Origin of the sequence: Alloalcanivorax dieselolei B5 (genome assembly GCF_000300005.1) — a bacterium.
Taxonomy (GTDB): Bacteria; Pseudomonadota; Gammaproteobacteria; order Pseudomonadales; family Alcanivoracaceae; genus Alloalcanivorax; species Alloalcanivorax dieselolei.
The window spans coordinates 1,247,802-1,262,988 of record NC_018691.1; the positions used below are offsets into that span (position 1 = coordinate 1,247,802).

11 protein-coding genes are annotated in these 15,187 nt (G+C 62.8%); 4 read left to right on the forward strand and 7 right to left on the reverse strand.

Going from position 1 to position 15,187, the window contains the following annotated elements; all coding sequences use genetic code 11:
• Positions 1-13: 13 nt before the first annotated feature.
• Positions 14-850, forward strand: coding sequence for an ABC transporter ATP-binding protein (locus tag B5T_RS05700; RefSeq protein WP_014993522.1), 837 nt, complete (start codon positions 14-16; stop codon positions 848-850).
• A 69-nt stretch (positions 851-919) separates the two neighbouring features.
• Positions 920-2,164, forward strand: a complete 1,245-nt coding sequence (locus tag B5T_RS05705) for a phenylacetate--CoA ligase family protein (protein WP_014993523.1) — start codon at positions 920-922, stop codon at positions 2,162-2,164.
• 268 nt (positions 2,165-2,432) lie between these two features.
• On the opposite strand, the gene B5T_RS05710 is transcribed toward B5T_RS05705, so the two are convergent.
• Positions 2,433-4,388 carry a sigma-54-dependent Fis family transcriptional regulator gene (locus B5T_RS05710; RefSeq protein ID WP_014993524.1) on the reverse strand — a complete coding sequence of 652 codons (1,956 nt, stop codon included), beginning with the start codon at positions 4,386-4,388 and terminating at the stop codon, positions 2,433-2,435.
• Positions 4,389-4,750: 362 nt separating this feature from the next.
• On the opposite strand from B5T_RS05710, the gene B5T_RS05715 reads away from it, so the two are divergent.
• Entirely contained in the window at positions 4,751-6,550 is a 1,800-nt protein-coding gene (locus B5T_RS05715) for a flavin-containing monooxygenase (RefSeq protein ID WP_014993525.1), read from the forward strand.
• A gap of 76 nt (positions 6,551-6,626) precedes the next feature.
• A complete protein-coding gene (locus B5T_RS05720; protein ID WP_014993526.1) occupies positions 6,627-7,403 on the forward strand; it encodes an SDR family NAD(P)-dependent oxidoreductase in 777 nt (258 codons plus the stop codon).
• Here the strand turns inward: B5T_RS05720 and uca are convergent.
• The 6 genes from uca to B5T_RS05750 all read right to left on the reverse strand — a co-directional run bounded on the left by uca (position 7,400) and on the right by B5T_RS05750 (position 15,164).
• Entirely contained in the window at positions 7,400-10,993 is a 3,594-nt protein-coding gene (gene uca, locus B5T_RS05725) for an urea carboxylase (protein ID WP_014993527.1), read from the reverse strand. The genes B5T_RS05720 and uca overlap by 4 nt on opposite strands.
• An 85-nt stretch (positions 10,994-11,078) precedes the next feature.
• Positions 11,079-11,717, reverse strand: a complete 639-nt coding sequence (locus B5T_RS05730; protein ID WP_014993528.1) for an urea amidolyase associated protein UAAP2 — start codon at positions 11,715-11,717, stop codon at positions 11,079-11,081.
• A gap of 9 nt (positions 11,718-11,726) precedes the next feature.
• Positions 11,727-12,443, reverse strand: a complete 717-nt coding sequence (locus tag B5T_RS05735; RefSeq protein ID WP_014993529.1) for an urea amidolyase associated protein UAAP1 — start codon at positions 12,441-12,443, stop codon at positions 11,727-11,729.
• A gap of 17 nt (positions 12,444-12,460) precedes the next feature.
• On the reverse strand, positions 12,461-13,243 hold the full coding sequence (locus B5T_RS05740) for an ABC transporter ATP-binding protein (protein ID WP_014993530.1): 783 nt from the start codon (positions 13,241-13,243) through the stop codon (positions 12,461-12,463).
• A gap of 19 nt (positions 13,244-13,262) precedes the next feature.
• Positions 13,263-14,078, reverse strand: coding sequence for an ABC transporter permease (locus tag B5T_RS05745; RefSeq protein WP_014993531.1), 816 nt, complete (start codon positions 14,076-14,078; stop codon positions 13,263-13,265).
• Between the two features lie 39 nt (positions 14,079-14,117).
• The gene (locus B5T_RS05750) at positions 14,118-15,164 is read right to left on the reverse strand and encodes a putative urea ABC transporter substrate-binding protein (protein ID WP_014993532.1); all 1,047 of its coding nucleotides are present in this window, start codon (positions 15,162-15,164) and stop codon (positions 14,118-14,120) included.
• Positions 15,165-15,187 lie beyond the last annotated feature (23 nt).

A 15,187-nucleotide genomic window follows, 5' to 3' on the forward strand; every position in this document is an offset into this window, starting at 1 on the left:
GAGGAAAAACGACATGGCGGAACAAGCCACGGCTCAAAAGGCCGAACAGACCTTGCTTTCCATTAACAACATCGAAGTCGTGTACAACCACGTGGTGCTGGTGCTCAAAGGGGTATCCCTGGATGTGGGGCCGGGCTCCATCGTTGCCCTGCTGGGCGGTAACGGCGCCGGTAAGAGCACCACCCTGAAAGCCATTTCCGGTTTGTTGACCGGGGAACGCGGTGACATCACCCGTGGATCGATTCATTACAACGGTGAGCGCATCGATACTCTCAGTGCCGCCGACCGCGTGCGTCGCGGTGTGCTGCACGTGATGGAAGGACGCCGGGTATTCGAACACCTGAGCGTGGAAGAAAACCTGCTGGTCGGCGCCTACGGCCGACGTGACGGCGCCGCCGCGGTGCAGCGCGACATGGAGATGGTATACACCTATTTCCCTCGCCTGAAAGAGCGGCGCCGGTCAGTGGCCGGTTATACCTCCGGCGGTGAGCAGCAAATGCTGGCCATGGGCCGGGCGATGATGGCGAAACCGCGCATGATCCTGCTGGATGAACCGTCCATGGGCCTGGCGCCGCAATTGGTGGAGGAGATCTTCAACATCGTCTCCACGCTGCGCAAGGAGGAGGGCGTGACCTTCCTGGTGGCCGAGCAAAACACCAACGTGGCCCTGCGCCACGCGGATTACGGCTACATTCTGGAAAACGGCCGCATCGTCATGTACGGCGATGCCGACCAGTTGCGCGAAAACCCGGACGTGAAGGAATTCTACCTTGGCGTGGGATCCGGGGAAGGGCGCAAGAGCTTCCGCGATACCAAGCATTACCGCCGCCGCAAGCGCTGGTTGTCCTGACGCCCGCGCCGGCTGGTACTCAATGACGTTGTTGGCGGCCCGCGCCGGTCGCCCTCAGGAGGAACAACAATGGCAAGTCATTCCGCGTATCTGGATGATCGTGAAACCCGCTCACCCGACGAGCGGGCGGCACGGCAATGGGAAGCGCTGCGCGCGGCGCTGGCCCATGCCAAGGCGCACTCCCGTTATTGGGCCGGTGTGTTGGCCGATATCGATCCCGAGGCGATTCAAGGCCCGGCGGACCTGGCCCGGATTCCACTGACACGCAAATCCGATATCCCGACGATCCAGGCACAGGGAGTATTGGGCGGCATGGAAGCGGCGCCCATGGGTGAGCTGTCGCGGATTTTTCTGTCGCCAGGGCCGATTTACGAAGCCAGCGAGGCGATTACGGATTTCTGGCGCTTTGGCCGCGCCATGTGGGCGTCGGGCATGCGCCCCGGCGCTTTGGTGCACAATACTTTTTCTTATCACCTCACCCCCGCCGGCATGATGGTGGACAGCGGCGCCCGGGCGATTGGCTGTTCGGTATTTCCCGCCGGCGTCGGCAACACCGAAATCCAGCTCGATGCCATCCAGCAACTGCGCCCGAGCTACTACGGCGGCACGCCGTCGTTTCTGAAAATGCTGCTGGACAAGGGGCGTGAACTGGGCAAGGACACCAGTTCTCTGGTGGCGGCTTCGGTGGGCGGCGAACCGCTCAGCAGCAGCCTGCGTCAGGAAGTGGAAGCGCAGGGCGTCAAGGTGTCGCAGAGTTTCGGAACCGCCGAGTTGGGCCTGGTGGCCTATGAGTCGGAGGCGCGTGAAGGCCTTATCGCCGACGAGGACGTATTGATCGAAGTGGTGCGTCCGGGTAGCGGGGATCCGTTACCGGATGGCGAGGTCGGTGAGATGGTGGTGACCGTGCTGCGCAATGCCAGCTTCCCGATGATCCGCATCGCCACCGGTGATATGACCGCGATCATGCCCGGCGCCAGCTCGTGCGGGCGTACCGCGCCACGTATCAAAGGCTGGATGGGCCGGGCCGATCAGCGTACCAAGATCAAGGGTATGTTCGTGGCGCCGGAGCAGATCAACCAACTGATGCAGCGGCACCCGGAAATCCAGCGGGCCCGTCTGGTGGTGACGCGGGAAAACGAGCAGGATCGCATGGTGCTGTCGGCGGAATGCGAGAGCAGCGATAGCGCCTTCGCAGAGAACGTCACCGAAACCCTGCAGGTGGTGACCAAACTGCGCGGTAGCGTGGAGCTGGTGGCACCGGGCTCGCTGCCGAATGACGGCAAGGTGATCGCCGATGAGCGGCGGTTCGACTGAGAGGCTTTAGTGCTTCGTAGCCGGGTCTTGCTTGTCCCCCGAGGTGTCCATGACCCGCCGTGAATACGTCCCTGAAGCTGGGTATTTCAGAGCTCGAAGAGTGTCGCCGGTCAGAGTCTTCCAGGACCGTGTTTGGCCAGGGATGGCCAAACCCGAGCTTACAGGGATGTACTTGTAGCGTGTCCTGAAAGACTCTGGCCGGCGACACTCCCCTGCTGGAAAAACTTCCCACTGAACCCTGATTAACCTGATTTTGGGGACTGTCAGGCTAACCGTCCCGCTGATTCGGCGGTGTCAGTCCGTGCTTGCGCATACGACGGTAGACGGTGGGACGGGATACGCCCAGTTCCCGGGCCACTGCGCTGATCATCCAGTGGTGCCGTTTCAGGATCGACAGCAGGCCGGCGCGTTGCGGGTCACCATCGTCGTCATCCTCCGTGCTGGCCGGCGTGGTGCCGGGGCCGATCACCTGGGCCAGACACTCTTCCGGCAGATCGTTCACCGTGATTTGCTCGCCGTCACAAGTGGCCTCGGCAAAGTTCAGGGCGTTCACCAACTGACGGATATTGCCGGGCCAGGGGCAGGCCAGCAGGGCACTCATGGCGTCCGCGCGCAACTGCAGTCGTGGTTGCCCGACGGCGCGGGCCAGTTGCGCCATCACCGAGACGATCACATGTTGTTTGTCCGCCCGTTCCCTGAGTGCCGGCAGCCGCAGCGTAGCGCCGTTGAGCCGGTAGTAAAGATCCTCGCGAAAATGGCCGTCGGCGATCAATCTGGCCGGATCCCGGTGAGTGGCGGCGATCACCCGGCAGTCCACTGATATTGGCCGCTCCGAGCCCAGTGGCAGCACTTCCCCTTCCGCCAGTACCCTGAGCAGCCGGGTCTGCAACGTCAACGGCATGTCGCCGATTTCGTCCAGGAACAAGGTGCCGCCGTGGGCTTGCTGGATCAGGCCGCGCATGCCCTTGGCCCGGGCGCCGGTGAAGGTGCCCGGGCTGTAGCCGAACAATTCGCTTTCGATCAGAGATTCGGGGATAGCGGCGCAGTTCACCGCCACGAACGGTTTGTGCCGGCGCGGCCCGGCGTCGTGAATGGCCCGTGCCAGCACCTCCTTGCCGGTGCCGGTTTCCCCCAGGATCAACAGGCTCACATCCCGTTGCCGCAGACGCTTGGCCAGCTTCAGGGTGCGGCGCATGGCCGGATCGTCGGCCGCCAGGCGGTCCAGTTCCGGTACCGGCTCTTCCGGGATCAGCGCTTGCGGCGCGGCGGGCCGGGCCGGCCGGCGTGGCTCAATCAGGCTGCCGAACAGGGTGCTGCCGAGAGCCTGTACCCGAAAGGCGCGCACCTGGTCCTCGCAGGCATAGGGGATGGACCAGATATCCCGGGCATCACAATCAAACAACTCCGGCAGGGCGACATCGCCGTCGTCCGTGCGCGCCCGCGCCAGCAGATGCCGGCCGACGCCGTTGGCGGCGAGTACCCGGCCGTCGCCGTCGAGAGCGAACAGATACTGGCCGTTGACCTGCACCAGCTCCCGTGAGGTATCGCAACGGAACACGGTGTGGTGGCGGTAAAGGCGCAGGAAGTAAGCGTCCTCGATCATGCGAGCGTACAGGCGGATCAAGTGCAGGGCGAAATTCTGGCTGTCCCGGGTCGGCGCGGAATCCAGAGCGGAAATGTCCAGCACCGCCAGTAGGCGACCCTGGGGATCGGTGATCGGCGCCGAGGTGCAGGTGAGGTCGATGTGGGTGGCGTCGAAGTGATCCTGGCGATGGCAGGTGAGCGCTTCGACTTCGCGGATGCAGGTGCCCACGGCGCAGGTGCCGGCATGGTGTTCGTTCCAGTCGGCGCCGAGATAGAGTCCTGCCTGGCGCAGCCGCTGGTCATGTCGGCGGTCACCCAGGAATTGCACGGTAATGCCGCGCTGATCGGTGAGCAGCAGCACATAGCCGAGCCGTGCGATCTGACCATACAACTGCTCGACGCCGGCCCGGGCCACATTGAGAAACTCGTCGGCGCTTTCCTGATGTTCCCGCAGGGTCTGATGGGTAACGATACGGGCCGGGCGGGGCCGCGCCGGATCCAGGCCGTATTCCTCGATACAGCGTTTCCAGGACCGGGCGATCATGGCGTCGCCAGGGGACACGGTGGGGCGATAGCCGCCGTCCGCGTATCGCAGAATGTCGTCGATATGGCGACGTTGTTGCGCGTGCAGGCTGCTCATGCCCGGGCCTCCGCGGTGGATTGTTGTTCTGTTTTTTGCCTGGAATTCAGACTAGCCCCATGGCCCTGGCGGCTCCATCCGACTTGAGTACTAAATACACCCCGTGGACGTTACACCTGTAACGTAAAGCGTTGCGCACCGTTACGCCTGAGAAGGCCATGAAGCCCCTCCAAAAGATGTTGCCCTGTACCCGGTTCCAATGAAAATTCTTTTCCGAATCAAAGCTCTAAAAGCGAATTGGCGGCCATGTCGGGAGATTGGCACGGCTTCTGCTCTTGTCCCCGCATCCGTCCCTGTGTCCGCATCGACCGCGACGCCGGTGGCGGAAAACGAACAACAACAACGCATGCGAGGAGCAAATCATGAGCAATGCAAAAACGCCGAACCATCAAGTGGAACACTGGCTTGGCGAATGGGAGCGTACCCTGCGCGGCGACGATCCCACCGCCGCCGCCGAACTGTTCGAGCAAAACGGTTACTGGCGCGATCTGGTGTCCTTCACCTGGAACATCAAAACGGTGGAGGGACACGCTGCTCTGCGCGATATGATTGGTGCCACCGTCGCCAACACCCAACCCTTCGACTGGAACCTGGCCGGTGACGCCCGGGAGGAAAACGGCGTGGTGGAAGCCTGGATTACTTTCCAGACCGCGGTGGGACGAGGCCATGGCCACCTGCGTCTGCGTGAGGGCAAGGCCTGGACTCTGCTGACCACGCTAAAGGAACTGCGGGACTATCCGGAGCAACGTAACGATCTGCGGCCCAAGGGCGCCCGCCATGGCGTGTTCAAGAACCGTAAAAGCTGGCTGGAGGAACGCCGCGAGGAGGAAGCGGAGCTGGGTTACAGTCGCCAGCCTTATTGCGTGGTCATTGGTGGCGGCCAGGGCGGTATCGGTCTGGCGGCGCGTCTGCGGCAGTTGAATGTCCCCACCATCGTGGTGGAAAAGAACCCGCGCCCCGGGGATTCCTGGCGCAACCGCTACAAGTCCCTGTGTCTGCACGATCCGGTCTGGTATGACCACATGCCGTACCTGCCGTTTCCTGATCACTGGCCGGTGTTTTCGCCCAAGGACAAGATCGGCGATTGGCTGGAGATGTATACCCGGATCATGGAGATCAACTACTGGGGTTCCACTGAATGCACCGGTGCTCGCTATGACGAGCAGGCCGGTGAATGGGTGGTGGACGTGAATCGTGATGGTGAGCGCGTCACCTTGCGTCCGCAACAGCTGGTGCTGGCCACCGGCATGTCGGGCATGCCCAATGTGCCGGAAATCCCGGGCATGGAAGACTTTCAGGGCGAGCAGCATCACTCCAGCAAGCACCCCGGCGGCGAAGCCTATGCCGGCAAGAAATGCGTGGTGCTGGGCGCCAATAACTCGGCCCACGACATTTGCGCGGCCCTGTGGGAACACGGCGCCGACGTCACCATGGTGCAACGCTCTTCCACCCACGTGATCAAATCGGAAACACTGATGGAGCTGGTGCTGGGGCCGTTGTACTCCGAAGAGGCGGTGAATAACGGTATCACTACGGAAATGGCGGACATGACCTTCGCCTCCATTCCCTACAAAGTGATGCCGCAGTTTCATGTTCCGGTTTATGAACAGGTGGCGGAGAAGGACGCGGATTTCTACCGCCGTCTGCGCGACGCTGGTTTCATGCTGGACTTCGGCGACGACGGTTCCGGCCTGTTCATGAAATATCTGCGCCGCGGCTCCGGCTATTACATCGATGTGGGCGCCTGCGAGCTGGTGGCCAACGGTGATATCAAATTGAGAAGCGGTGTCGGCATCGAGCGCATCAATGCGCATTCGGTGACGCTGACCGACGGTTCCGAGTTGCCGGCGGATCTGATCGTCTACGCCACCGGTTATGGCTCCATGAACGGCTGGGCGGCGCGCATCATTTCCCAGGAAGTGGCGGACAAAGTGGGTAAATGTTGGGGTATGGGTTCGGACACCACCAAGGACCCGGGCCCCTGGGAAGGCGAATTGCGCAATATGTGGAAGCCCACCCGGCAGCAGGCGCTCTGGTTCCATGGCGGCAATCTGCACCAGTCCCGGTTTTACTCGCAGTTCCTGGCGCTGCAATTGAAAGCACGGATGGAAGGCCTGGACACGCCGGTGTATGGCCAGCAGGAAGTGCATCATCTGGCTTGATTGATTTGCGTCAGCGGCGGGCGGGCCTGTCCCGCCTATGCTGAACGCCGGAACTCATTGAACAGGAGCAGCGATCATGGAATTGAAAGGAAAAGTCGCCCTGGTCACCGGCGGTGGCCGGGGTATCGGGCAGGGGATTGCCCTGGCGTTGGCCGGTGCCGGCGCGGACGTGGCGGTGGCGGATCTGGATCTGGCCATTGCCGAGGAAACCGCCGCCAAGGTGGAGGCCGTGGGGCGACGTAGCGTGGCGATTTCCGTCAACGTAGCGCAGCCGGATTCAGTCCGTGCCATGGTGGAAAAGGTGGAGGCGGAGTTGGGCGGCCTGGACATCGCCGTCAATAACGCCGGCATCATCAGTATTCAGTCCATCGAGGAGCTCACCGCCGAGGACTTCGACCGCATCATGGCGGTGAACGCCAAAGGGGTTTTCCTCTGCACCCAGGCCGCGGTGAGGGTGATGCGGCCGCGACGCTGGGGACGCATCATCAACGTGGCCTCCATCGCCGGCAAGATCGGCTTCCCGGATCTGTCCCATTACACCGCGTCCAAATTCGCGGTGATCGGCTTCACCAACGCGGTGGCCAAGGAAGTGGCCCTGGACGGCATCACCGTCAACGCGCTGTGCCCGGGCATCGTTGGCACCGGCATGTGGCGTGGCGAGGATGGCCTGGCCGGGCGCTGGCGGGAAGAAGGGGAGAGCGAGGAGGCATCCTGGGCCCGTCACCAGAAAACCCTGCTGCCCCAGGGCGTGGCGCAAACCCCGGAAGATATGGGGCAACTGGCGGTGTACCTGGCCTGTGCCGAACACGTCACCGGCCAGGCTATCGCCGTGGACGGGGGCTGTACGCTCTAGCCCAGCACCATGATCGCCTGGCCGGCATTGATCTGCTGGCCTTCCTGGCGCGCTATATGCAGCACCTGGCCGGCTTCCGGGGCGGTGACTTCGATCTCCATCTTCATGGATTCCAGGATTGCCACCACCTGGCCGGCTTCCACATTGTCGCCCTCGGCCACGTTGAGCTGCCAGATGTTGCCGGCGGTGGGGGATTCCACCGGCGTGCCTTCCGGCAGGCCGTCGCCGTCATCGCCGTCCAGATCCTGTTGCGACTCGAAATGAATCTGGCCGCTTTCCACCCAGCGTTGCAGTTCCTCGTCAAAGGCCCGGTTCCGCTTCCCGGTGAAGGCGCGGATGCTGTCGTCATTGCGCTGCAGAAAATCCTGATAAGCATTGAGACTGAATGTGGTCTCTTCCACCTTCAGCGGGTAGTCGCCTTTGGGGAAGTCCCGGCGGATCTGCTGCAGTTCCCCGGCGCTGACTTCGTAAAAACGAATCTGATCGAAAAACCGTAACAGCCAGGGTTTGGTGAACGCCTCGGTGGTGCGATAGCGGTTCCACATTTGCAGGGTACGGCCGACGAACTGATACCCCCCCGGGCCTTCCATGCCGTACACACATAAATAGGAGCCGCCGATGCCGACGGAGTTTTCCGCGGTCCAGGTGCGTGCCGGATTGTATTTGGTGGTGACCAGCCGGTGACGGGGATCGTAAGGCGTCGCCACCGGGGCGCCCAGGTAAACATCGCCCAGCCCCATTACCACGTAGCTGGCCTCGAACAGAATCCGCTTCACCTCGTCGATGCTGTCGAGGCCGTTGATGCGGCGGATGAATTCGATATTGCTCGGACACCAGGGTGCGTCCTTGCGCACCGATTGCATGTATTTCCAGATCGCCAGCCGGCAGGCCTCGTCGTCCCAGCTCAGTGGCAGATGAACGATACGTGACGGCACTTGCAAATCATCCTGTTGCTGCAAGGACAGTTCCGCTTCCTTCAATAGCGTCAACAGGGTGTTGCGTGGCAGCTGCCGTGGATCGAAGTGAATCTGCAGGGAACGAATACCCGGGGTCAGTTCCAGCACGCCGTCAATCCGCTGCTGCTCCAGCCACAGCATCAGGGCGTGAGCCCGGAAGCGCAGGCGCAAATCCAGTTCCAGCGGGCCGTATTCCACCAGCACATAACGGTCTCCGGCGGCCCGGTAGACCACCTCCACACCGGCCTCTTCCTCCGGCAGGCGGTCCAATACCGGAGTGATCACCGCTGCGGGCTTCACCGCCAGCTCGGGTGCGTCCAGGTGTTGCAGACAGCGGTCCTGTTCTTCGCACAGGCGGTCCGCGTCTTCCAGGGAGACCGGTTGAAAACGGACTTTATCGCCGGCTTTCAATTGCCCCAGTTTCCACAGGTCGGCTTTGATCACCGTGGCCGGGCAGACAAAGCCACCGAGGGACGGACCGTCCGGGCCCAGAATTACCGGCATATCGCCGGTGAAATCAATGGTGCCCACCGCGTAGGCATTATCGTGGATGTTGGACGGGTGCATGCCGGCCTCGCCGCCGTCGCTGCGGGCCCATTCCGGTTTCGGCCCCACCAGCCGTACGCCGGTGCGGCTGGAGTTGTAATGCACCTGCCAATCGCTGGTGAAGAAGGTGGCGATGTCGTTGTCGGTGAAGAAGTCCGGCGCGCCATGGGGGCCGTAGATGACTCGCAGTGTCCAGGTATCGCGCAGCTTCGGCATCAGCGTTTGCGGCACCTCTACCACGGCTTGCGGTGCCGCGCTGTGCGGGCTCAGATGCAACACATCGCCGGTACGCAGAGCACGGCCGCCGTGACCACCAAACTGACCCAGCGTAAAGGTGCTGCGTGAACCCAGGTAGGGTTCGCATTGAATGCCACCGTCCACGGCTATGTAAGCGCGGGCGCCGGTGCCGTTGACCTTGCCCAGCTTCAGCGTCTGGCCGGCCACCACCGTCACCGCCTGGTAGCGGGGCACGGGCTTGCCGTCGAGCGTGGCGCCCATATCCGCGCCGGTCAGCGCGATCCGGGTGTCGCGGTTGAAGCGCAGGGTCGGGCCATTGAGCGTGCATTCCAGGCCGGCCGCATTATTGTCGTTGCCAAGCAGCCGGTTCCCGAGCCGGAAGCTCAGGTTATCGAACGGGCCGGACGGCGGCACGCCCACCGGCCAGTAGCCGCCGCGCCCGGGATAATCCTGGACGGTGGTCAGGGTACCGCCGGCAAGGACATCCAGGGTATCGGGTTGGTAGCGGAAGTCGTTCAGATAGCGGGTGGTCATGCGGCCTTCCCGGAACGCCGGGTCGGCGAGGATCGCCAGCACATACTGGCGGTTGGTTTCGATGCCTTCCACCAGCGTGTCGCCGAGCGCGTGCTCCAGGGCGGCCAGAGCGCGCTCGCGATCATTCTCGTGAACGATGACCTTCGCCAGCATCGGGTCGTACAGCGGGGATACGGTCAGTCCCGCTTCGATCCAATGATCCAGCCGCAACCGCCGGCCGTCCGCTTCAGGAAAACGCACGGTGGTCAGCAGGCCGGCACTGGGTTGGAAATCCTTATTCGGATCCTCGGCATAGAGACGCACCTGGATCGAATGGCCGCGCGGCGCGAGATCGCCGGCCAGCCGTTCCAACGGCGGCAGTTCGCCAGCGGCCAGTCGCACCATCCAGGACACCAGATCGACGCCGTACACCTGCTCGGTGACACCGTGTTCCACTTGAAGGCGGGTATTCACTTCAAGGAAATAAAACCGGTTGCTGTCCTGGTCGAGAATAAATTCCACGGTACCGGCGTTGCGGTAGTGCACCGCCGACATCAGGCGCCGGGCGGTATCGTGCAAAGTGTGCCGAACGTCTTCGGGAAGATTGGGCGCCGGCGTTTCCTCCACCACTTTTTGATGGCGGCGTTGGGCGGAGCAGTCACGCTCGCCGAGCGTCACCGCCTGGCCTTTGCCGTCGCCGAACACCTGCACTTCGATGTGGCGGGCGCGCTCGATGTATTTCTCCAGGAACACGCCGTCGTTGGAAAAGTTGTTGGCGCTGAGCCGGCGCACCGTATCCCAGGCTTTGCGCAGCGATTCGGCATCGTGGCAAATCTGCATGCCGATACCGCCGCCGCCGGCGGTGCTCTTCAACATCACCGGGTAGCCGATGTGGTTGGCGGCGGCCAGCGCTTGTTCCGGATCGGTCAGCAGACCGGTACCCGGCAGCAGCGGTACCTGATTGTCTTCCGCCAGTTGGCGGGCGGTATGCTTGAGGCCGAAATCCCGCATCTGTTGGGGGGTGGGGCCGATAAAGGCGATGCCTTGGGCTTCGCAACGCTCGACGAAATCCGGGTTCTCGCTGAGAAAACCATAGCCGGGATGCACCGCGTCGATCTGATGCTCGGCCATCAGCGCCAGTAATTTGTCCTGGTCGAGATAGGTGCTGGCGGCGCTGCCGTCGCCCAGACAATAAGCCTCGTCGGCCAGGCTCACGTGACGGGAATCGGCGTCCGCGTCGGCATAGACGGCGACGCTGGTGACGCCCAGGGTTTTCAGGGTACGGATGATTCGGGTGGCGATGGCGCCACGGTTGGCGATCAGTACCTTCTTGAACATGATGTCGGCTCTGCGGCGATGGCGGGCCGTCCCGCCGTAAGCATCCGGCTTCCGGGGTCGTCCCCGGCGCCTTCGATTCTGATCGTCAGTGCCAGATCAGCACTTCGATGGGTGTGGGGTTGTAGCCGTTGCACGGGTTATTGAGTTGCGGGCAGTTGGAAATCAGCACGGTGATGTCCATCAGCGCTTTCATTTCCACGTACTTGCCCGGTGCGGAAATACCGTCAGCGAAGGTGAGGCCACCTTCGGCGGTCACCGGCACGTTCATGAAGAAATTGATGTTGTGGGTGATGTCGCGCTTGCTCAGCCCGTATTCCTCATGCTCGTTAACGGCCCGCATCCAGCTGTCCCGGCAGGCGTGCATGCAGCGCTTTTCCAGCGCGTAACGCACCGTGTTGCTTTCCGTGGCGCAGGCGCCGCCGAGGGTATCGTGGCGGCCGCAGGTGTCGGCGGTGATTTCCAGCATCGGCCGGTTGCGGTTGGAGCGCAGCACGGTGCCGGCGGTGAGGAAGACGTTGCCCTGTTCGCGGATGGTGTCCATGGCGCTGTAGCGCTCGGCGGTGTCCTTGGCATTGAAAAACAGCGTGTCCGCCGCCTGGTTGCCTTCCAGATCGAGGATGCGCAGGGTCTCGCCTTCCTTAAGCACTTTCAGAAAGTAATCGCCGGCGGGGACGGTATCGCGGAAATGAGCATCGGCGGGGTTCAACTGACTTTCCCGAATCATGATGGTCTCCTAAAGGCCCAGGTGATAGAGGCGGTTATTTTCGAAAGCACGGGCGTTTTCCGGACGAAAATTCAGACAGTAATCGTCCTTTGCCACCGGCGCGGCGGTGAGCATTTCCACCCGCACCGGCTTGCGTGGATAGTCGCTGGCGGGATTGAGCGGGTGCGGGCAGGTGTGCATCACCACCAGCGTGTCCATCTCGAAACGCAGGGTGATTTGCGCCCCGGCCCGGGCGGCGCCGGCGTCGAAACGCAGCTGTCCGTTATCGTCGGTGACCACCTTGCTGAACAGATTGAGATTGGCGGCCAGGTCCCGCTCTCCCAGGCCGTATTTGGCCAGCTCGGTGAGGAAACTGGCGTGGCCGCTCAGGGTCCAGTCGTTGCGGTATTGCTGGTAATTGTGCTCACCGTATTTCTCCAGCAGGCGGGCATCGTCCAGGTTACCGCAGACGGTGTCGTGCCAGCCGAAGCTGTCGTCGACAATGGAGGCGAACACCCGGCCCATGTCGGAGTAGAGACAATTGCCGCGGGTCAGTTTGAAGGTGTGCTGACCCTTGAGGGTGTCCGGGGCGTTGTAACGCTCCAGTTTTTCTTCCGGGTTGTAGAACAGCATGCCGACGTTGGCGCCGCCTTCCAGGTCGGTAAGACGCAGAGCGGTGCCGCGACGCAGGCGAAACGACCAATGGGCGCCGCTGGGCATGGTGTAGTCGTACAGCAGTTCGGTCATGAAGGTCTCCTTGTACGTTAGGCCATGGTGCGGGCGGTGGCGTCCGCCTGCTCCTGGATGGCCGTGAGCGTGCCTTTGTCGCAATCCCCCACCGGCAGGTCGTAGGTGATGCGCGCGCCATAGGCGCCGGGGGCTTGCGGGTCCAGGCGGGTCTTGTCGAACACCCACAGCCGGGTGCCGAGATAAAAGCCCTCGGCGAGGTCATGGGTGACCATAAAGATGGTCAGCCCTTGTTCCCGCCACAGATCCAGCACCAGGTGGTGCATGTCGCGGCGGATGCCGGGATCGAGCGCGCCGAAGGGTTCGTCCAGCAGCAAAATGCGCGGCCGTTTCATCAATGCCTGGGCGATGGCCAGGCGTTGCTGCATGCCACCGGACAATTCGTGGGGAAATTTACCGGCAGCCTGGGTCAGCCCCACGGATTCCAGCATTGCCATGGCGGCGTCCTTCAAGGCTTTGCGTTTGCCGCCGAAGGCGCGGCCGATGAGCTTGTGGCGGTGCAGCTCGTCGGACAGCATGACGTTTTCCAGCGCGCTCAGATGCGGCAGCACCGAATAGCGCTGGAACACGATGCCGCGGGTCTCGTCCGGCTGATCCGGGATCGGCGCGCCGTCCAGCAGCAGCTTGCCCCGGGTGGGCGATTCGGTGCCGAGCAGCATTTTCAGAAAGGTGGTCTTGCCGCAGCCGGAGGCGCCCACCAGGGTGACGAATTCCCCTTCCTGCACCTCGGCGTTGAGGCGTTCCAGCACCACCTGGTCGCCATACTCCTTCCACAGATTGTTCATTTCGATGATGGCCATGGGCCTCTCCTCGCTTTACTCAGTGGCTGCCGTGGAACCAGGGGTAACGCCAGCGGGAATAACGGGCCAGCAGGAAATCGATGGCGAACGCCAGCAGGGTGATCCAGAGCACGTAGGGCAGGATCACATCCATGGACAGGTAGCGGCGCACCAGGAAAATGCGATAGCCCAGTCCCTCGGTGGCGGCGATGGCTTCGGCGGCGATCAGGAACAGCCAGGCGGATCCCAGTGACAGCCGCACGGCGCTGATCAGGCGCGGCATGATTTGCGGCCACACCAGACGCAGGATGATCTGCCAGGTGTTGGCGCCGAGCGTCTGCATCTTGATCACCTGCTCGGCGGGGATCTCCTGAGCCCTTTGCTGCAAGTCGCGGATCAGGAACGGCGTGATGCCGATGATGATCAGCATCACCTTGGCCAGTTCACCGAGGCCGAACAGAATGAACAGGATTGGCAGGATCGCCATCGGCGGCACCAGCGACAGCCCGGTGATCAGCGGGGACAGACCGGCGCGGGCATAGGGCAGGGTGCCGGTGACAATGCCGAAGACCAGCCCCATCAAGGCGCTGATGCCGACGCCGATGGCCAGGCGGGTGAGGCTGGCCAGGGTATCCGCCCATAACAGGTACTCGCCGCTGCGCTTGCTGGGTTCGAACGCCATGCGTTGAATGGCATCGCCCATGGCGCTGAACGCCGGCAGCAGTTTGTCGTTGGGGTTGGCTTCCAGGCGGGCGTCGGAAGCCAGCAGGTACACCACCAGCAGAAGGGCGAAGGGCAACAGCCCCAGCGCCCAGGTGGCGACCCGTCCGGGTTGCCGGTTGATCAACTTCTTCATGGCGACTCCTGTGGGCGGTGACAAGGCACGAGGGGCCGGTTACAGCTCACCCTCGGCGGCCATCGTCATGTAGGTCGGGTCAAAGCGCAGTTTGACGTTGCCGTTGTTGCCGTAGACGCCGGCGGGGGTTTCCACGCCAACGAAGCCGGCATCCGGGGCGCCTTCGCCGAGCAGACCGTGGTCAAAAGAGAATTCCGCCACTTTCTGCATGGTGTCCTTCAGCGCCGGGCTGTTGGTGAAGGTGACCGCGTCCTCGGCTTTGTCGAACAGGCGGGTGGCGTCGAGCTGCATCCGCAGGCCGTCCAGGTCGGTGGCGGCGACATTGGCCAGATGCTGGCGGAAGCCGCTGTCATTGAGGTGCCCCATGATTTCGTACCAGGCGCCGGTGAGCGCTTTGCCCAGGGCTGGATTGGCTTTCAGGGTGTCGGTGTTCACCACCATCAGGTCGATGATTTCGCCGGGAATTTTGGAAGAGTCGAACACCAGATTGGCTTCCGGAGACTCCTTGATTGTGCCCAGCAGCGGATTCCAGGTGGCCAGGGCGGTTACGTCGGGGGTATTGAAAGCGGATACCAGATCGGCGTCGGCGGTGTTGACCACGGTGATGTCGCGCTCGCTGAGTCCCACGCTGTCCAGCGCCCGGGCCAGCAGGTAGTGGGAGACGGACAGTTCCACCAGATTGACGCGACGGCCCTTGATGGCCTCGAGTTTATCGGCGTCCTTGAGCACGATGCCGTCGTTGCCGTTGGAGAAGTCACCAACGATCAGCGCGGTGCTGTCGACGCCGCCGGCGGCGGGGATGGTCAGGGCGTCCATGTTGGTCATGGTGCAACCGTCGAACTGGCCGGCGGTGTACTGGTTGATGGACTCGATGTAGTCGTTGATCTGTACCACTTCGATGTCGATGTCGTACTTGTCCGCCCATTTGTCGACGATGCCTTCGGCGGCGCCGTAGTCCCAGGGCAGCCAGCCCACGTAGATGGACCAGCAGACCTTGAAACTGTCCCGGGCCTGGGCCTGGACAGGGGTGGCGAGCGTCAGGGCGAGCAGGGCGGTGGTGCAGACGGTGGTGAGCAAACGGGTCATGTCGGACCTCCTGGGTTACGGAC